Consider the following 18,666-nt stretch of genomic DNA (forward strand, 5'->3'; position numbering starts at 1 on the left):
ACTAATATCCGAGTTTAATTTCCTGTTCAGCGGGTAGCTCAAAGGTAGCCCGCAGTTTCCAATCGCCACTGTCATCGCTGACGTTTAGCCGCCATTTTCCCGCTGGCGTAAGTGGCAACGTTGCCACATAAAGTAATTCACCACTGCGTAGCGCATCTACGGCAAAATCCTGAGCTGCCAGGGTAGGGTGGTAAAAATCCAGATGAACACTGTCCTGCAGTACGGCGTTTTCGGCAAAGCGCACCACTGCACGGTTACCGGCAATCAGCACCGTAGCGTTTAAGTTGCGCAAGGCCGCTTCCCGGTATTTTGCTAATTGTAAATTGATACTTTTGCCTGCTTTGTAGTAATCATCAATGACTAAATCAGGCTGTTGCTGATTCATCAATACTACAGCATATATCGCCCGCAACGCGGTCAATACCGGAATGGCAATCAGGATCCAGGGCCATACTTGTTTATACCAGGGTTTAGTATCCTGTCGCATTGTGACCTCTATTTTGATAGTACTAAGCCCCTTTACGGGGCTTAGAGGGTGTTAGCTTTTTTCACCCGTGATAAACAGTTATCGGCGGGTCAGGGTGAGCCGAACCTGTGGTTTAACGTTTATCTTCCGGGTTGGATAACCGGTAAACGTAAGCAGTTAAAATATGTACTTTATCTTCACCAAGGGTATCTTTAAACGCTGGCATTACGCCATAGCGGCCTTTAATTAATGTCTCTTCAATGGCACCGGCTGAACCTCCATATAACCAGATATTATCGGTCAGGTTTGGTGCACCAAATGGCAGATCGTGCGCTACACTGCCTTTACCATCTGCACCATGACAGGCGGCACATAAGCCAAATTTGGCTTTGCCGGCGGCGGCATCACGTTCATTGACTGCCCGGCCAGATAAGCTCAGGACATAGGCCGTCATTTCTTTAATACCTTGTTCGCCTAACGCGGCTTCCCAGCCAGGCATTGCAGCTCGGCGACCATACAATAACGTTTCTTTAATTTTTGCTGCACTGCCACCGTATAACCAATCATTGTCAGTCAGGTTGGGGTAGCCTCGCTGGCCACGGGCATCAGAGCCATGACAAAGTGCACAATTTTGCAAAAACAACCGCTGGCCAATTTTCAGTGCGTCCGGATCATAAGCCAGGTCCAGTACATCACGCTTGGCAAATTGCTGAAATACCGGGCCATAAGTTTCTGCCGCCACTTCATTTTCAATATCCAGCTGCACGTTTCTGCCTTCGGCTTTCGCTGCGACCACCGCTGCGCGCGATTCTTCCAGGTTTTTAATACCCTGATTTGAACTGGTCCAGTTCAGAAAGCCCGGCCAATTTCCTAAGCCCGGATAAGCTGCCAGGTAAAATACTGACCAGATTAACGTACCGTAGAACATGTAAGTCCACCACTTAGGCAGTGGGTTATTAACTTCTTTCAGGCCGTCTACTTCATGATCGGTAGTTTCATCTTCCGGTACGCCGACGTAGTTGGTTAAATTCCAGCGCAGTAAAATAAAGCAGCCGATCAGCACTGGTAACGTTAAAACAATGATCCAAGCACTCCAAAAGCTACTCATGATCTGACTCCCGTTTGGTTTTTTGTTCTTTTGATTCAGGTTCGTCGTCAAATACCAGATTGGCTGCTTCGTCAAAATCTTTCTTACGTTTTTTACTGTAAGCCCAGATAACGAAAGCGACAAAGCCGACGAACAGAATCACGGTTAATATGCTATGAACTGTTGCAAATTCCATCATGGTTATTTCAACGCTGTGCCCAGTGATTGCAGGTAGGCAATCAAGGCTTCCATTTCAGTTTTACCCTTTACTGCCTCGGCTGCGCCAGCAATGTCCTCATCGGTATAAGGCACGCCAAAACCGCGGAAGATTTCTAGTTTACGGGTAGTGTATTTGCCATCCAGTACATTACGATCTAACCATGGATACCCTGGCATATTTGATTGCGGAACGACCGAACGGGGGTCCATTAAATGGGCATAGTGCCAGTCATCGCTATAGCGATTTCCTACCCGGGCCAGATCGGGACCTGTACGCTTGGAACCCCATAGGAAAGGGTGTTCCCAGACACTTTCACCGGCAACCGAATAATGGCCATAACGCTCTACCTCAGCTCTGAAAGGCCGGATCATCTGGCTGTGACAATTGGTGCAGCCTTCGCGGATAAAAATATCCCGGCCTTCCATTTGCAATGCAGTATAAGGCGTTAATCCGTCGATAGGTTGCTTGGTTTCTTCCATAAACATCAATGGCGTAATTTGAACCAGGGTACCAAAGCTAATGGCAATAACGGTGAAGATACCCAGCAAACCGACACTTTTTTCTATTTTTTCGTGATGATTTTTCGACATGTCAAACCCCTTATGCCGTTACTGGCACAGCGTGTGCCACTTCATCTTTACTACGGACGGTTTTATAAACGTTGTATGCCATAATCAACATACCGACGACTACAAAGACCCCACCAATAAAACGCATCAAATAGAAAGGCATAGACGCTTCTAAACTTTGCACAAAGCTGTACGTCAGGGTGCCGTCGGTGTTGACTGCACGCCACATCATGCCCTGCATAATACCGGATATCCACATTGCGACGATGTACAGCACCACACCAATAGTATGCAACCAGAAATGGGTGTTAATGAGTTTGGTACTGTACATACCCACTTTGTTGTAAACAACCGGGATAAGATGGTACATGGCGCCGATAGAGATCATCGCTACCCAGCCGAGCGCTCCAGAGTGCACATGGCCTATGGTCCAGTCAGTGTAGTGGGATAACGCATTTACCGATTTAATTGCCATCATTGGCCCTTCAAAGGTCGACATGCCATAAAATGACAGCGACACAATTAAGAAGCGTAGAATAGGGTCGGTTTTCAGCTTATGCCAGGCACCGGATAAGGTCATAATGCCGTTGATCATGCCGCCCCAGCTGGGCACAAATAACACGATAGACATCACCATCCCTAATGACTGAGTCCAGTCTGGTAAGGCGGTGTAATGTAAGTGGTGCGGACCTGCCCAGATATATAAGGCAATCAGGGCCCAGAAGTGGACGATGGATAAGCGGTAGGAATATACCGGCCGGCCAGCTTGTTTAGGGACGAAGTAGTACATCATGCCGAGGAAGCCAGCGGTTAACAAGAAGCCGACGGCATTGTGGCCATACCACCATTGCACCATGGCATCGACTGCACCGGCATAAATTGAATAAGACTTAAATAAATTCAGCGGTACTACCATGCTGTTAACGATGTGCAGCGCAGCAACGGTAATGATAAAGCCGCCATAAAACCAGTTAGCCACATAAATATGGCTGGTTTTACGTTTAACCAGCGTGCCAAAAAACACAATAGCAAACGACACCCAGACGAGGGTAATTAAAATGTCAATTGGCCATTCCAGTTCGGCATATTCTTTACTCTGGCTCATACCCATTGGTAATGTTATGGCCGCGGCGACGATAACAAGTTGCCAGCCCCAGAACGTAAACATGGCCAGTTTTTCAGCAAACAGGCGGGTTTGACAGGTTCGCTGTACCACATAATAACAAGTGGCAAACAAGGCACTGGTACCAAAAGCAAAGATTACTGCATTGGTATGTAAAGGCCGCAGACGACTGTATGTCAGCCATGGAATATCAAAATTTAATGCCGGCCAGTAAAGCTGGGCTGCAAGTAATACACCCACCACCATACCAACAATACCCCATAAAACGGTAGTGATGGCAAAGAGGCGGACAACGCTATAGTTGTATTCAACATTTAACGATTTGGTCTGGCTCATGTTGAGTTCCGCTGCAGTTATGCTGGTTACTAAAATCCACCTTGAGGTGGCCCTTTGTTATAAAGTGGACAACTAACATCATGTTAACTTAGCTGTTGCAGCCACTGAATTTTGGGCGAAATGATACGAGTTTTGCCTTTTAAAAGATAGGTTAACTCGCCCATTTTATGACGTAGAACAAAGTCTCTGCTTAATAAACAGCCAATTGTAGTCACTATTTAGCCCTTTTGCCGAAAAGCCGGTACAATGCTGTTTTTATTTGTCCCTAGTTAGCCCATGCCAAAATGGATAGCCATTAGTTTCAGCCTGTTAGTATTGCTGGCCTGTCAGCCGACTGAGATAGATGACAGTATGTTGGTTTTATATCAGCAACCGGCGCTCGCCGTTCAGTTAAGCCCGGCAGCAGCGCCGGTAGAAACCCCATTGCAAATTATTGTGCAAAGTGACCAGCCCATAACGGCAATCAGTGCTGAGCTGTCTGGAGTAAGCATGTACATGGGGTTAATCCCATTGCGTTTTCAAAAGCTTAATACGAATGACTCAGGTAATTCAGAGCAATGGCGGGCTGAATTTCTACTTGGTGCTTGCGCCGATCCTGCCATGATTTGGCAACTGAACTTGACGCTCCAGTTGGCCGATGGCCAAAAACTTTCGATAAATGAGCGGTTTAATTCAAGCTGGTAAAAAGGGTGATTTAAAGCTTGTCAGTTGGCTAAAATATGTTCAGTATGGTGCAGCGAATCAAGCAGAGGCTAACCCAAATGACCAGTGATTTTGTCCGCAATATTCATTTAGCAACCGCTCAGCAGCTTCGAGATCAAGGTGCTGATTTAACAGTGATTCTTGAACACTTTGATAGCGTTTTTCTGCCGCAGGAAGAGTTGCCGGAAATGCTGGATCAGCTTGGCTACCCGCAACAAGATCTGAAGCAGTTTTTACACGGTCAGTTTTAAGGCGCCAGTAGCGTCTGAGTCAACGCCAAGTCGCTTACAGCGGTAGTATTGAGCCAGGCACTTTCCACACAAACAAATTCAGTAAAGCCGTGATCTGCCATATCGGGCAGATCACGGCTTTTTTGTTGCCAGGGGTTCCAGATCACACTGGCATCATGCCCTTGCTGAGCAATAAGTCGCTGTTGCTTATCATCTGATAATTGCAACTGAGCGCCAGTATCATAATAGATGCGGTCCGTTTCGGCGTTAAAGTGCACTATGTCGGAATTATGGTGCAGCCTGGCGTTTTCGACCTTATCGAAATAATGCTGGCTTACACCCTTTATAAAGGTTTGCTGCAAGTTGTGTATTCTAAAATAGCTGTGCAGTGCCGCTTGCTGGTACAAAGGCGTGTCGCAAACAAGTTGCATAGTTAACTGTTCAGGGGCGAGGTTAACGGTCAGGCTAAGTGTTACCGGTTGTTGCTGAGCTGCGTCTTGCCACAACCCATCAGGTAAGTCGTTAACCGTTATTGTCAGAGTAGCACTTACTGATTGCGCGGTGGCGTTGCTGCGCTTTAACTGCCACAACCGGGTACGCACCAGGCCATGATTAGGCAGTGGCAAGCGCAGGGGGTTAAGTTTTGTCTCTACAGGGCCAAACCAAGGCCAGCACACCGGCACGCCGCCACGAATGGCGGCGCCGTTATGCCACTGCGCTTTTTCCGATAACCATAGCAATTCGTTATCGGGGGCTGGTTTATACGACACTACCTGGCCACCGTATAAGGATACTACCGCGCTGGCCTTGCCACATTGCAGCTTGAGGCAAGGCAAATCTGTTAACAGTGCAAAACCTGTTTGCTGACAAATGGATGTGCGCATGTCTAATTAGCCTGCACCTTTACTTCATTAGCTCAACCACGTTATCCAGCATCCGGTTACTAAAGCCCCACTCATTGTCATACCATGACATGACCTTTACCAGTCGGCCATTAACCCGGGTTTCTGTCGCATCGAAAATGGATGACATCGGATTATGGTTAAAATCGACTGAAACCAGCGGTAAGTCGTTAACGGCTAATACCTGATTCATCGGGCTTTGGGCGGCTGCGGCACGAATAATATCATTTACTTCTTCAATACTGGTATCGCGACCGGCAATAAAGGTTAAGTCTACCAGCGATACATTGAGGGTGGGAACCCGCACGGCAAGACCGTCAAATTTGCCTTTGAGTTCTGGTACCACTAAACCTACTGCGGCGGCTGCGCCGGTTTTGGTGGGGATCATCGACATGGCTGCTGCCCGGGCCCGGCGAACGTCGGTATGATAAACATCGCTCAGACGCTGATCATTAGTGTAAGCATGAATAGTGGTCATTAAACCGGATTCGATACCCAGCGCATCTGACAAAGGTTTGGCAATGGGCGCCAGACAGTTAGTGGTGCAGGAAGCGTTAGAGATAATCGTCATCTGTGGAGTAATAACCTGATGGTTAACCCCATATACTACCGTCGCATCGACATCTTTACCGGGGGCAGAAATAATCACTTTTTTTGCACCGGCAGTCAAATGGGCGCCAGCAGTTTTGCGATCAGTAAATAAGCCGGTACACTCTAACACAACGTCTATTTTTAAATCGCTCCACGGCAGCTCGGCAGGATTACGAATGCTTAAGGTTTTAATCTGATCATCGTTAACATAAATCGCCTGCTCATCATGGGATACGGTGGCAGCAAAAATACCGTGCGCTGTGTCATATTTTAGTAAGTGTGCATTAATGGCGGCGTCGCCTAAATCGTTAATGGCTACAATCTTGATATCGTAATTTTTGCTGCTTTCATATAAAGCACGTAACACATTGCGACCAATGCGGCCAAAACCATTAATTGCGACCCGAATAGACATAGCGACTCCAGAATTAAATTTGAACCAGTAAAATGAGTAAGCGCAGAGATTGAAAACGTATTCATCTAATCGTATTCAATCACCAATGTGTAGTAAAATTACATTAAAGCTGGCATTTTTCAAGTTTTAAACTGCATAAAATTGGTTTTTTGTAATTTAATAACGTAAATTGATTTGGTGTTGTTATAACTTTTAACGATAAAATAAAGCCAACTAACTGTTTAAACGAAGGAATATAAAATGGATGCCGCGTTACTGGCCGAATTGGTTGCGTTCTCAGGAATTGAAACTGAATTTAATGATGCCTGGGGTAAACCTACCCAGGTTGCTGCTGCCGATCAGTTGGCCTTACTCGCTGCTCAGGGTTTTAATATAGCAGATGAGGCCGCTGCCAGAACGGAGCTTATTGAGCGCCAACTTGATTTCTGGCAGCAAATTCTCTCTCCGGTCTCGGTGCAAACGCTTGGTGAGCCAGTGAAATTCGAGTTGCAGGTGCCATTGGCCCTGGCTAATCATGACTTTGATTTGTTATTACAAACCGAGCAGGGTCAGCGTTATCAGTTCAGTACCGAACCGGTGGCCGGTGAGCTGGTTCAAGTTGCCTTGATTGAACAGGAAGAATATCAGCAGTACCAGCACAACCTGGATTACCCGCTGGAGGCTGGCTACCATCGTCTGATCCTTACCTGTAAAGACACAGATTTTAGTTTTGAGCAAAGTTTAATTATCACCCCCGGCAGCTGTTATCAGCCACCACAATTTGCGCAGCAAAAACAATGGGGCGTATCGCTACAACTTTATGGTTTGCGTTCAACCCGTAATTGGGGGATCGGTGATTTTACGGATTTAGCTACTCTGGTAAATTATCTGGCCGGGCAGGGTGCCGACTTTGTTGGTTTAAATCCTATTCATGCGTTGTATCCGGCAATGCCCGAAAGTGCCAGCCCATATAGCCCGTCCTCAAGGCGTTGGCTGAATATAATTTATATTGATGTAACGGCCATGCCTGGCTACCAGCAGTGCAGTACGACCCAGGACAGGGTCAGTACCTCTGCGTTTAGCGAAGCGCTGACGACACAGCGAGAACGTGGCTGGGTAGATTACAGCGCGGTGTTGCAACTTAAGCTGCCGGTAATGCAGGGCTTGTACCAGTGGTTTGTGCAGCACAGTGGTAAGGAAGCTGGTTTAGCGGCCGATTTTGCGAAGTTTAAGCGCGAAGGAGGCGACAGCTTGCGGCAATTGGCACTGTACGACGCGCTCCATGCATTTTTAATTAAACAGGACAGTAACCACTGGGGCTGGCCTAACTGGCCTGAGCAATATCGTGACCTGCAAAGTGACGCGGTGCAACAGTTTGCGCTGGAGCATCAACCACAGCTTGAATTTTATTGTTACCTGCAGTTTATTGCTCAGCAGCAGCTTAAAGCCGTGCAACAACAGGCGAAAACCTCAGGTATGTTGTTGGGGTTGTATCGTGATTTAGCCGTTGGCGTCAGTGAAGCATCTACCGAGATATGGAGCAATGGTGAGTTATATTGCCGCGAAGCCAGTGTTGGCGCGCCGCCTGATCCTCTGGGACCTGCTGGCCAGAACTGGGGCCTGCCACCGATGCATCCATATCAGCTGTTCAGCCAGGCTTACCAGCCGATGATTGATTTATTTCGCAGTAATATGCAGGATGCCGGCGCGCTCAGAATAGACCATGTGATGGCCTTGCTTCGGCTGTGGTGGGTACCAAAATCTGCAGAAAATGCGGGCGGCGGCGCTTATGTGTATTATCCGATAATGGACTTGCTGGGTATTTTAGCCCTGGAGAGTCAGCGCCAGCAGGCGGTGATCATAGGTGAAGACTTAGGCACGGTGCCAGACGGTATCCGGGAGTTATTACAGGACTATGGTATCTATTCTTACCGGGTGTTCTTTTTTGAGACGGCGGCTGATGGCGGCTATATTTCGCCGGCGCATTATCCTGGGCAAGCGATGGCAACATTAAGTACCCATGATTTACCAACCTTAATCGGCTTCTGGCATTGTGAAGATCTGAAACTGGGTCAGCAGTTGGGCCTGTATAAAGATGAGCACCAACTGCAGGGCTTGTATCAACAACGCCATGCTAATAAGCAACAGATCCTTGACTCGCTGCATGGGCATGGCATGTTACCGGCTGATTATCCGCGCAAAGTAGATAGCCTGGGGATGGACCAGACTCTTAATTTTGCCATGCAACGCCACCTGGCCGCTGGCAACAGCCAGCTACTGTGTCTGCAATTGGAAGATTGGTTGGAAATGACCCAGCCCGTTAATGTACCCGGTACCAGTGATGAATATCCTAACTGGCGACGAAAGTTAAGCCGCGAGCTAGAGCAGTGGACCACCGAGCCACATATTCAAAACCTGCTTGCCCAGCTAACAGCAGCGCGAGCCAGTTAAGTTGGTTTGCAGCTAACAATAAGTAGATAAGGACAGATATCATGACATTGGCGCAATTAAACCAGGCAAATTGTAGCAACCCTTTTTCGGTGCTGGGCTGGCAGGCAAACAGCTACAGTGCCAAAGGCACTGGTATGCTGCTGCGAACCTTTTTGCCGCATGCGCTAACGGTAGAGGCGTTTGAATATAAGAGTGATAAAAGCCTTGGTAAACTTACACCACATCCTGATTTTAAGGGGGTGTTTGAGTTAGTAATGGCTCGTAAAAGAAAAGTAGGTGCGTATTATTTGCAGGTAAATGACGCCCACAGCACCTATCGCTGCATTGATCCGTATCAGTTTCGCGAGCAGGCGTTTTATGCGGTACATCATGTGCATAGCCAGCCTGAAAATCTGTATCGCCAGCTGGGTGCCCAACTCATCAGCCTGAACCCTGACGGCAAGGTGCTACACGCGACTCGTTTTGCGGTGTATGCACCTGATGCCAGTAGTGTCAGTTTAGTGGGCGATATGAATGGCTGGGATGGCCGCTGTCATCCGATGGAGCGCACCGAGTGCGGCCACTGGGTGCTGGTGATGCCTGAAGTGGCCAGTGGTGTACGTTACAAGTTTGAAATTAAAGATAAAGATGGAAATGTACTGCCTCATAAGGCCGATCCTATGGCGTTTTATGCTGAGCAGTATCCGTCGCATGCATCTTTGGTATATGACCATAACAATTACCAATGGCAGGATAAAAACTGGCGCGAGCGGCCGGCCACCGACCCGTATCAAAGCCCAATCAGCATCTATGAGCTGCATATTGGCAGCTGGCGTCGTAAAGAGGATAACCAGCCGCTCAATTACCAGGAACTGGCGCAGCAGTTAATTCCCTATTTGCTGGAGATGGGCTATACCCACCTGGAATTACTGCCGATAATGGAGCACCCTTTTGATGGTTCATGGGGTTATCAGCCTTTGGGTTTGTTTGCGCCCACTTCACGTTTTGGTACACCTGATCAGTTTAAAGCTTTTGTTGATGCCTGCCATCTGGCGGGTATTGGGGTGATCCTTGATTGGGTACCTGCCCATTTTCCGGAAGATGGCCACGGCCTGGCAAAATTTGATGGCAGTCATTTATATGAATATGCTGATCCTCGACGCGGCTGGCACCCTGACTGGAACTCCTGCATTTACGATTATGGCAAAGACTACGTAAGGCAGTTTTTAGTGGCCAGTGCGCTGTATTGGCTGGAGCATTTTCATATTGATGGCATTCGGGTTGATGCGGTAGCCTCAATGTTATACTGGGATTATTCACGCAACGAAGGTGAATGGGTGCCTAATATTGACGGCGGTAACCATAATTATGAAGCGATCAGCCTGTTTAAATGGTTAAACACTGAAGTGTACAGCAAGTTTCCGCAGGCTATGACCATTGCTGAAGAGTCTACGTCGTTTCCTCAGGTCTCACGGCCAGTAGACAGCGGCGGTCTGGGGTTTGGTTTTAAATGGAATATGGGCTGGATGAATGACAGTCTGCGCTATATCAGCAAAGATCCATCATATCGAAAATACCACCATAGCGATTTAACCTTTTCGATGGTGTATGCCTACAACGAAAACTTTATTTTACCGCTATCACATGATGAAGTGGTGCATGGTAAGGGCAGTTTAATTAATAAGATGCCGGGTGATGAATGGCAGCAGGCGGCAAATTTACGGGCCTATATAGCCTTTATGTTTGCACATCCAGGTAAGAAGCTGAATTTTATGGGGAATGAGTTAGGGCAAAGCCGTGAGTGGAGCCACACACAAAGCCTGGACTGGCATTTGCTGGCGTATCCTAAGCATAAAGGGATGCAGCAACTGTTTCGTGACTTAAATCACAGTTATCAGCGCTGCAAGCCATTACACGAATTGGATTATCAGCAGCAGGGCTTCAGCTGGCTAGATCATAACGATTCAGAACACAGCACCCTGAGCTTTATCCGTCGAGACAGTGCCGGCACGGCGATTTATGTGGTCGCCAACTTTACGCCGGTACCGCGTGACAACTTTATGTTGGGAGTTGAGCAAGCTGGTGAGTATGAGGTTATAGTTAATACCGACAGTGAATATTATTGGGGCGGTAACTACGCGGTTGGCAGCTATTTGTTAGCAGCAGCACCCGGCTGTCAGGGTAAAGCTCAGGCTATCCGGTTAAACCTGCCGCCTTTGGCCTGCTTATATTTACGAAAAAAGGATAACGCCTGATGAGTGTCAGCCCGGATAACGCCGATTTAATTATGGCTATCAGGCATGGCAGCAGTTATCCCTTGGGCCCAAGCCTGGTGGCCGAAGACTGTTGGAACTTTGCGGTATTTGCTCCTGATGCAACCGCGCTGGTGCTGTGTCTGTACCTGCCTGATACAGAAGAGCTGTTGGCCGAGCTGGAGTTTAGCGGCCGCACTGGCAGCATCTGGCACGTGCAAGTCAGTGGAATTGTTGACGGCACCTTGTATGCATTAAAAGCCGACGGCGCCAGTAATAACAATGCTGGCCTGCGTTTCGATAAAGGGCGGGTGCTTATTGACCCTTATACCCGAAGACTTAATCGTCCTCAGGTTTGGCAAGCAGATCAATACCAGCAAAAAAGTCATCTGGCTTTAGCGAAAGGTGTGCTGGACAGGGCAGCCTACAGCCGGCAAGCCGCAGGCTTTGACTGGCAAGACAGTAGCAAACCCAATATTGCCCGTGAAAAAACGGTAATTTACGAGGCGCACGTAAAAGGCCTGACCATGCAACATCCTCAGGTACCAGACGCCATTCGGGGAACCTATCTGGGCGTGTGCCATAGCAGTATTATCCATCATTTAAAGCAGCTAGGTATTACCAGCGTGCAACTGTTACCGGTGGCAGCCTTTATGGCAGAGCCCAGGTTAACCGGCCTTGGGCTGACCAATTACTGGGGCTATAACCCGGTCAATTTTTTTGCCCCAGACCCGCGTTATCAGCGGGATGATGCGGTGGCGGAATTTAAAGAAATGGTGCGGACTCTGCATCAACATGGTATCGAAGTTATCCTTGATGTGGTGTTTAACCATAGTGCTGAGGCAGGCGATGATGGTCCGGTATTGAGTTTTCGTGGTTTGGCCGACCGCCACTATTACTTGTTTCACAGCCATGCTGATATGGTGGATTACCAAAATTACTGTAATTTTACCGGCTGTGGTAATACTTTCAATATCGCCAATCCGGCAACTCAGCAACTGGTGATGGATGCCCTGCGTTATTGGTTGACGGAAATGCAAGTTGACGGGTTTCGCTTTGATTTAGCGGTCAGTCTGGGCCGGGAGCATAAACGTTTTAATCCTTACGCCAGTTTCTTTCAGATAATTGCCCAGGATCCGGTGCTATCTCAAGCTAAAATGATTGCCGAGCCCTGGGATGTCGGGCCTTTTGGCTATCATCTGGGCCAGTTCCCGGCCAATTGGTCGGAGCTTAATGACAAATGTCGCGATACTTTCCGGGCTTTCTGGCGCGGCGATAAAGGCGTGTTAGCCGACTTCGCAACACGGTTGCTTGGTTCGCGTGATATTTTTCAAAAGCATCATAAACCGGCCAGTTGCAGCGTAAACTACCTGACCTACCATGATGGTTTTACCCTGGAAGATGTTGTCAGTTACAGCGACAAACATAACTGGCAGAACGGCGAGCAAAACCGTGATGGCCATAGCCACAATCTAAGCGCTAACCACGGAGTGGAAGGGCCGACCAATGATCCACAGATTGTTGCCAGCCGTTTTCAGCATAAACGTAATCTGGCGGCAACGTTGTTGTTAAGTCAGGGCATGATCCACTGGCTGGGCGGTGATGAGCTTAGCCATAGCCAGGGCGGCAATAACAACGCCTATTGTCAGGACAATCCGATAAGCTGGTTAAACTGGCAGCTCGATGGTCAACAACAAAAATTTCAGGCGTTTATTTGTCAGTTGTTGCAATTACGCCAACAATTCAGCTGTTTGCAGCAGTTATCTTTACTCGATGATCACTACCAATTGCACGGTGATAAACATCAGGTGTGTTGGTTTTTAGCCGATGGCACTGAAAAGCAACAACACGACTGGCATGACCCTCAGCGTGCTATTTGTATTTTCCGGATTAGCAACCGCCAAAGTGGCAAAGCACTGTTGTTTGTGTTTAATGGTGCTGAGCAGTCCGTTGAGTTGACGCTGCCGACAGAGAAAAAGAACGGAGGCTGGCAGCGGCTGTTTGATACGGCTCATAACGATGGTCTGACAGACAATATCAGCAGCTTGTACCGCGACTATTTGCAAAGTGCACATAGTATATCGGTGTGGCAATAGGTTTATCAGCACTTATACCGTATAATGCGCGCCATTTTCCGAGCCTGTTGTTGGCTTAGCAACATTAAGTAAAGGATCGTCAGATGACAGATACAGCGCCACTTTGTGATATCGGTTTTGTCGGAGCCGGGGTGATGGGTAAAAACCTGATTCTAAACCTTGCTGACAATGGCTATCGGGTAGCCGCCTTCGATTTAGACCATCAGAAACTGGAAGCGGTACTGGCACAAGATAAAGCAGAGCGCGGTGATAAGCCGGCTCGGGTTATTGGCTGTAGCTCATACACCGAATTATTAGCCCGTTTATCGGCACCGCATTTAGTCGTGTTATCTGTACCAGCGGGTAAACCTGTTGACGATATCTGCCATAAGCTAATCGACGCCGGCATTCAGGCGGACGACATTATTGTTGATACCGGTAACAGTCTGTGGACAGACACCGTTGCCCGGGAAAAACAGTATGAAGGTAAGTTTATTTTCTTCTCTACTGCGGTATCGGGTGGAGAAGTGGGTGCCCGTTTTGGCCCCTCGTTAATGCCAAGTGGTGACCCCTATGCCTGGACTCGTATTAAGCCGCTATGGCAAGCCATTGCCGCCAAAGTTGATCCGGCTACCGGAAAGCCGATAGAGCGCTTTGAGCCTGGCAATCCGGTGACCGAAGGCGAGCCTTGTGCGACTTATATTGGCCCCAGTGGTTCGGGCCATTATGTAAAAATGGTGCATAACGGTATCGAATACGCCGATATGCAGCTGATTTGTGAAGCCTATCAGGTTATGCGGGATATTCTGGGCATGACGTCTGCGGCTATTGCTGAGGTCTTTAAGCAATGGAATGACGGGCCACTCAATAGCTATTTAATCGGCATTAGCGCCGAAGTACTGGCCACCAAAGACTCTGAAACCGGTTTACCGCTGGTTGACGTGATTATGGATAAAGCCGGCCAGAAAGGTACCGGCCTGTGGACTGCGGTCAGTAGCCTGCAACTGGGCAGCCCGTCGCCTACCATTGCTGAAGCGGTTTATGCCCGGTCATTATCGGCGCTTAAACATGAGCGGGTTAAAGCCGCTACTGTGTTAGCCGGCCCGGCGCAGAATATTATTTCTGCTGAACAGAAAGACGAAATTATTCAGGCGCTGCATGATGCGCTGTACTGCGCCAAGATATGCGTATATGCGCAAGGCTTTCATTTAATGAAAACGGCAGCAGACGAGCACGGCTGGCAGCTGAATTTTGCTGAAATAGCTAAAATTTGGCGGGCGGGCTGCATTATCCGGGCAGTATTTTTGCAATCAATTACTGATGCGTTTGAGCGCAACGATGAGTTAGAAAACCTGCTGCTTGATCCGTTTTTTGCTAAGCAAATATCGGTGTATCAGCAAAATTGGCGCAAAGCGGTGGCTAATGCCACGCTGGCCGGTATCCCGGTAGCGGCGCTCAGCTCAGCCCTAAGTTATTATGACTCTTACCGTACCGCGGTTTTACCGGCTAATTTACTGCAGGGGCAGCGCGATTATTTTGGTGCCCATACCTTTGAGCGCACCGATAAAGCCAAAGGTAAAATGTTCCATGTCGACTGGAGCAATCCGAAACGGCCTATGGTGAAAATAAAATGACGATAACCCATAACATTGAGAAAATTGGTACTCCGGGTACGGCCAGCAGCACTAAAGTACTGTTGTTGGGCGCTGGCGAGCTGGGTAAAGAATTGTGTATTGAGTTAAAACGCTATGGCTGCGAAGTAATAGCAGTTGACCGTTACCCGAATGCCCCGGCAATGCAGGTGGCTGATAAAGCAGTGGTGATGTCGATGCTGGATAACGCGGCGCTGCGCCAGCTGGTAATTAGCGAAAAGCCGGCCTTAATCGTGCCTGAGCTGGAGGCGATAGCTACGTCGGTGTTGATTGAACTGGAAGATTGCGGTTTTAATGTAGTGCCTAGCGCCAAGGCGGTTAACCTGACGATGAACCGTGAAGGCATTCGCCGCTTAGCCGCTGAAGAACTGCAACTTGCTACCTCGCCATTTCAGTTTGCCAGTGATAAAGCCAGCTTTATTGCTGCCATCAACGCCATTGGTTACCCTTGTGTGGTTAAACCGATAATGTCGTCCAGTGGCAAAGGTCAGAGTGTGCTGCGCAGCGAGTCAGATATCGATGCTGCCTGGTTGTATGCGCAGGAAGGTGGCCGTGCCGGTAAGGGCAGGGTAATAGTCGAAGGTTTTATCGACTTTGATTATGAAATTACCTTGCTTACCATCAATTCGCTGAGTGGGATCCAGTATTGTGCGCCCATTGGTCATCGCCAGGAAAAAGGTGATTACCGGGAAAGCTGGCAACCCCAGGCGATGAGCGACAGCGCGCTGGCTGAAGCTAAACGCTACGCCAAAGCCGTGGTCGAAGCCTTAGGTGGCCGGGGTTTATTTGGAGTAGAGCTGTTTATTAAAGGCGATACCGTATATTTCTCGGAAGTTTCCCCAAGGCCACATGATACCGGCATGGTTACCCTGATTTCCCAGCAGTTAAGCGAGTTTGCATTGCACGCCCGCGCCATTTTAGGTTTGCCTATTCCCTATATTAAACACTATGGCCCGGCAGCATCTGCTGTATTGTTAGTTCCCGGCCACAGTGCCGATATTCAGTACCGGGGGATGGCAGAGGCGCTAAGCGAACCAGATACAGAGCTGCGTATTTTTGGTAAGCCCCAAGTGCAGGGCGAGCGGCGGATGGGTGTCGCACTGGCTCTGAGCGACACGGTTGAAGCCGCGACCGATAAAGCCCTTAAGGTCATCAGCCAGTTAAGCGTAACGCTGAAGTAGCACTTAAAATGAGTTCTTAATAAATAAAAAACCACCTGCGGGTGGTTTTTTTGTTATACGACTCAAATTCTCGTAATTTGAAGGTAATAAAATGTTCCCTAAAGAAATAAATTCCGTTAGCATCAGTGGTATAGAGATATGCAGTCATAATTCGATTTATTAATGCTAGTTACTTTATGTGGTAAAGCATTAAACTAATTTGATTAATGAACAAATACCACTAATGTTTGTTGATTTATATGGAGATTTTTAATGTCAGCTGAGAATTTTTTAAATGCTGAAACTGATACCTTTGCAGGGATTATTAAGGGTGATAACAAGTTTGTTGTTCCTTTGTATCAGCGAGATTACTCTTGGGATGAGAGAAACTGGAGTGATCTCTGGCTTGACATTGAAACTAATCGGAGAACTAAGTCAAAGCATTATATGGGTTCAATTGTTCTTGTTTCTCGAGACAAAAAGAAGTATGACATTATAGATGGCCAGCAAAGACTGACCACTCTCACAGTTATTATGTTGGCAGTTGTTGACATAATTAACGGCTTAGTAGAAGCTGGCGTTGATGTTGAAGATAACACTAAAAGAATAGAACTTCTAATTAATGATTTTGTCGGTAAAAAATCATTAACATCTCTCAATTATGAAAATAAAATAGAACTTAATGAATCTAATAATCCTTTCTTTTCAACATATCTTACAAACTTTAGGAACCCAATTAATATAAAATCTGAGGTAAATAGCAATAAATTACTCTGGAAATGTTTCAATTATTTTAAGTCTTTGGTTTATGAAGAGGTTTTTAAGAGTGGAGATGTTAGCTCTTTAATAGAGTTTGTCGAATTTATCTCGGACAGTCTGCTTTTTATTCAAATAACAGCAACCGATGATCTAAGTGCATATTTAATATTTGAGACACTCAATGACAGAGGCTTAGAGCTCTCAGTTACGGACCTTCTAAAAAATTACCTTTTTTCAATTGTGAGTGAATCTGATAAGAGTCATATTAAAAACATATGGGATGTCACAATTAATCACGTTACTTATGCGTCTTTTCCTAAGTTTCTTCGCCATTACTGGATGATGCAAAATGGTGTTATTCAAGAGAAGGAACTTTTTAAAACAATAAAAAGAAATGTGAAAGACCCTAAGTCTGCATTTCAGGTTTTGAACGATATGAGTGAGGTCTCTGAGATATATTCTGCATTAGGCAATGCGAATCATACTCTCTGGGATGGTAATGATAAAGTTAAAAAGTATATTAGAGAACTTAGCTTATTTAATGTTACACAGTGTTATCCATTATTGATAAATGCGAATTTGTATTTTGATGAAGACGAGTGGATTGGCGTTCTAAGGATTTGTTCTGTTATATCATTTAGGTATATGGTTATTTCAGGTCTTAATCCAAATTCTCTGGAGTCTAAGTATAATGATGCTTGTAAAGCGATTAACAGCGGCATGGCTAACACCGCGAGGGATGTTTTTAATATAGTTAAATCGGTATATGTTTCTGATGAGGATTTTGAAAGAAGCTTTGAGAGTAAATCTATCAGAACAAAAAGATCCGCTAAACTTGCTAGATATGTTTTATACACTATTGAAAACCACTTATCAGGTGTTAATTTTGATTTTGAATATGATAACGGAACATTGGAACATATACTGCCTGAGAATCCATCAAATGAATGGGAGTCGGAATTTCCAACAGATATAGAGGAAAACTTTATATATAGACTGGGCAACTTTACTATCTTGGAAAGTGACAAAAATAAACTCTTAGGTAATAGAGATTTTTTCAGCAAGTTAGAGGGTTATAAAACAAGCAGATACGAGTTGTCTAAGAAAATTGGTTTTAAAACTTGGTCTCAGGATAACTTATCAATTCGTCAAAAGTATATGGCGAAACAAGCAAAAGCAATATGGTCCCTACCATACCTTCAGAGCATTTCTTGATATTCTACTTCAAGTGGGGTTTTAATTTTTTTATTATTAACAAGCTTATTTAAATTCGTCGATTTGGTGATTTATGATTAAAACTTCAAAAGAAATAAGAATATTTTTCGAAATAACCAAATGCCACATTGACTTACCTTTTTCTACAACATTTCCGAGAAATTGTTGTGAAGCGAGCTCTTTGTTTCTAGGTAATTATTTGAAAGAAAAGTTTCCAGATGTCAAAGTTGACTATGTAAAAGGGACAGACTCAAATAGTTCCATTCATTTCTGGTTAGAAGTTGAAGGTAAGGTTTATGACATCACTGCAGATCAATTTGACGAATTTGATGCGCCCTTGTGGAACGCCGACAGGCATCCATTAGAAGCGATATATTCAGATCTCGAGCGGAAGGATATAGTCACTGCTTTTGTGACATCAGATGTAACTACTGAAACCTACAAACATTCGTTAATGATTGAAATTGAAAATTATTTAGAATCGAAGCGTTAGTCGCCATAAT

The 18,666-nt window shown here is 46.4% G+C and carries 16 protein-coding genes; 9 read left to right on the plus strand and 7 right to left on the minus strand.

The window, feature by feature from the left end; all coding sequences use genetic code 11:
* Position 1 precedes the first annotated feature (1 nt).
* The 5 genes from B2Q61_RS05950 to ccoN form a co-directional block, all read right to left on the minus strand.
* Complete coding sequence (locus B2Q61_RS05950) at positions 2-487, minus strand: FixH family protein (protein WP_290615904.1); 486 nt, start codon at positions 485-487, stop codon at positions 2-4.
* A gap of 112 nt (positions 488-599) precedes the next feature.
* A complete protein-coding gene (gene ccoP, locus B2Q61_RS05955) occupies positions 600-1,574 on the minus strand; it encodes a cytochrome-c oxidase, cbb3-type subunit III (protein WP_290615902.1) in 975 nt (324 codons plus the stop codon).
* A complete protein-coding gene (locus tag B2Q61_RS05960) occupies positions 1,567-1,752 on the minus strand; it encodes a cbb3-type cytochrome c oxidase subunit 3 (protein ID WP_349678748.1) in 186 nt (61 codons plus the stop codon). Before B2Q61_RS05960 ends, ccoP begins: the two co-directional genes overlap by 8 nt.
* A 2-nt stretch (positions 1,753-1,754) precedes the next feature.
* Positions 1,755-2,363 carry a cytochrome-c oxidase, cbb3-type subunit II gene (gene ccoO / locus B2Q61_RS05965; protein ID WP_290615900.1) on the minus strand — a complete coding sequence of 203 codons (609 nt, stop codon included), beginning with the start codon at positions 2,361-2,363 and terminating at the stop codon, positions 1,755-1,757.
* Between the two features lie 10 nt (positions 2,364-2,373).
* A complete protein-coding gene (gene ccoN, locus B2Q61_RS05970) occupies positions 2,374-3,801 on the minus strand; it encodes a cytochrome-c oxidase, cbb3-type subunit I (RefSeq protein ID WP_290615898.1) in 1,428 nt (475 codons plus the stop codon).
* Between the two features lie 276 nt (positions 3,802-4,077).
* Here ccoN and B2Q61_RS05975 point away from each other — a divergent pair, with 276 nt between their 5' ends.
* Positions 4,078-4,485 carry a hypothetical protein gene (locus B2Q61_RS05975; RefSeq protein WP_290615896.1) on the plus strand — a complete coding sequence of 136 codons (408 nt, stop codon included), beginning with the start codon at positions 4,078-4,080 and terminating at the stop codon, positions 4,483-4,485.
* A 77-nt stretch (positions 4,486-4,562) separates the two neighbouring features.
* Positions 4,563-4,754 (plus strand): hypothetical protein, encoded by a 192-nt coding sequence (locus B2Q61_RS05980; RefSeq protein WP_290615894.1) that lies wholly within the window; start codon positions 4,563-4,565, stop codon positions 4,752-4,754.
* Here the strand turns inward: B2Q61_RS05980 and B2Q61_RS05985 are convergent.
* Both B2Q61_RS05985 and gap read right to left on the minus strand, forming a co-directional pair.
* Positions 4,751-5,617: a D-hexose-6-phosphate mutarotase gene (locus B2Q61_RS05985; protein ID WP_290615892.1), complete on the minus strand. Its 867-nt coding sequence runs from the start codon at positions 5,615-5,617 to the stop codon at positions 4,751-4,753. The genes B2Q61_RS05980 and B2Q61_RS05985 overlap by 4 nt on opposite strands.
* A gap of 19 nt (positions 5,618-5,636) precedes the next feature.
* Entirely contained in the window at positions 5,637-6,641 is a 1,005-nt protein-coding gene (gap, locus tag B2Q61_RS05990) for a type I glyceraldehyde-3-phosphate dehydrogenase (RefSeq protein ID WP_290615890.1), read from the minus strand.
* Positions 6,642-6,881: 240 nt separating this feature from the next.
* Here gap and malQ point away from each other — a divergent pair, with 240 nt between their 5' ends.
* The 7 genes from malQ (at position 6,882) to B2Q61_RS06025 (ending at position 18,656) form a co-directional block, all read left to right on the plus strand.
* Positions 6,882-9,071 carry a 4-alpha-glucanotransferase gene (gene malQ, locus B2Q61_RS05995; protein ID WP_290615888.1) on the plus strand — a complete coding sequence of 730 codons (2,190 nt, stop codon included), beginning with the start codon at positions 6,882-6,884 and terminating at the stop codon, positions 9,069-9,071.
* Between the two features lie 41 nt (positions 9,072-9,112).
* Positions 9,113-11,305 (plus strand): 1,4-alpha-glucan branching protein GlgB, encoded by a 2,193-nt coding sequence (gene glgB, locus B2Q61_RS06000; protein WP_290615886.1) that lies wholly within the window; start codon positions 9,113-9,115, stop codon positions 11,303-11,305.
* Entirely contained in the window at positions 11,305-13,398 is a 2,094-nt protein-coding gene (gene glgX / locus B2Q61_RS06005; RefSeq protein WP_290615884.1) for a glycogen debranching protein GlgX, read from the plus strand. The genes glgB and glgX overlap by 1 nt, the downstream gene beginning before the upstream one ends.
* Before the next feature lie 83 nt (positions 13,399-13,481).
* Positions 13,482-15,011, plus strand: coding sequence for an NADP-dependent phosphogluconate dehydrogenase (gene gndA, locus B2Q61_RS06010; protein WP_290615882.1), 1,530 nt, complete (start codon positions 13,482-13,484; stop codon positions 15,009-15,011).
* Positions 15,008-16,210, plus strand: coding sequence for a formate-dependent phosphoribosylglycinamide formyltransferase (gene purT, locus B2Q61_RS06015; protein ID WP_290615881.1), 1,203 nt, complete (start codon positions 15,008-15,010; stop codon positions 16,208-16,210). The genes gndA and purT overlap by 4 nt, the downstream gene beginning before the upstream one ends.
* Before the next feature lie 252 nt (positions 16,211-16,462).
* Positions 16,463-18,163 (plus strand): DUF262 domain-containing protein, encoded by a 1,701-nt coding sequence (locus tag B2Q61_RS06020; RefSeq protein WP_290615879.1) that lies wholly within the window; start codon positions 16,463-16,465, stop codon positions 18,161-18,163.
* A gap of 73 nt (positions 18,164-18,236) precedes the next feature.
* Positions 18,237-18,656, plus strand: coding sequence for a hypothetical protein (locus tag B2Q61_RS06025; RefSeq protein ID WP_290615877.1), 420 nt, complete (start codon positions 18,237-18,239; stop codon positions 18,654-18,656).
* Positions 18,657-18,666: the final 10 nt, after the last annotated feature.

Source organism: Arsukibacterium sp. UBA5043, assembly GCA_002415085.1.
Lineage (GTDB): Bacteria > Pseudomonadota > Gammaproteobacteria > Enterobacterales > Alteromonadaceae > Alishewanella.

Excerpts from the sequence above, each read along its gene's own strand:
- B2Q61_RS05985 (WP_290615892.1), bottom strand. The coding sequence starts at position 5,617 with ATGCGCACATCCATTTGTCAGCAAACAGGTTTTGCACTGTTAACAGAT.
- B2Q61_RS05950 (WP_290615904.1), bottom strand. The coding sequence starts at position 487 with ATGCGACAGGATACTAAACCCTGGTATAAACAAGTATGGCCCTGGATC.
- purT (WP_290615881.1), top strand. The coding sequence starts at position 15,008 with ATGACGATAACCCATAACATTGAGAAAATTGGTACTCCGGGTACGGCC.
- ccoP (WP_290615902.1), bottom strand. The coding sequence starts at position 1,574 with ATGAGTAGCTTTTGGAGTGCTTGGATCATTGTTTTAACGTTACCAGTG.
- ccoN (WP_290615898.1), bottom strand. The coding sequence starts at position 3,801 with ATGAGCCAGACCAAATCGTTAAATGTTGAATACAACTATAGCGTTGTC.
- malQ (WP_290615888.1), top strand. The coding sequence starts at position 6,882 with ATGGATGCCGCGTTACTGGCCGAATTGGTTGCGTTCTCAGGAATTGAA.
- glgB (WP_290615886.1), top strand. The coding sequence starts at position 9,113 with ATGACATTGGCGCAATTAAACCAGGCAAATTGTAGCAACCCTTTTTCG.
- gap (WP_290615890.1), bottom strand. The coding sequence starts at position 6,641 with ATGTCTATTCGGGTCGCAATTAATGGTTTTGGCCGCATTGGTCGCAAT.
- B2Q61_RS05960 (WP_349678748.1), bottom strand. The coding sequence starts at position 1,752 with ATGATGGAATTTGCAACAGTTCATAGCATATTAACCGTGATTCTGTTC.
- gndA (WP_290615882.1), top strand. The coding sequence starts at position 13,482 with ATGACAGATACAGCGCCACTTTGTGATATCGGTTTTGTCGGAGCCGGG.
- glgX (WP_290615884.1), top strand. The coding sequence starts at position 11,305 with ATGAGTGTCAGCCCGGATAACGCCGATTTAATTATGGCTATCAGGCAT.
- B2Q61_RS06025 (WP_290615877.1), top strand. The coding sequence starts at position 18,237 with ATGATTAAAACTTCAAAAGAAATAAGAATATTTTTCGAAATAACCAAA.
- ccoO (WP_290615900.1), bottom strand. The coding sequence starts at position 2,363 with ATGTCGAAAAATCATCACGAAAAAATAGAAAAAAGTGTCGGTTTGCTG.
- B2Q61_RS05975 (WP_290615896.1), top strand. The coding sequence starts at position 4,078 with ATGCCAAAATGGATAGCCATTAGTTTCAGCCTGTTAGTATTGCTGGCC.
- B2Q61_RS06020 (WP_290615879.1), top strand. The coding sequence starts at position 16,463 with ATGTCAGCTGAGAATTTTTTAAATGCTGAAACTGATACCTTTGCAGGG.
- B2Q61_RS05980 (WP_290615894.1), top strand. The coding sequence starts at position 4,563 with ATGACCAGTGATTTTGTCCGCAATATTCATTTAGCAACCGCTCAGCAG.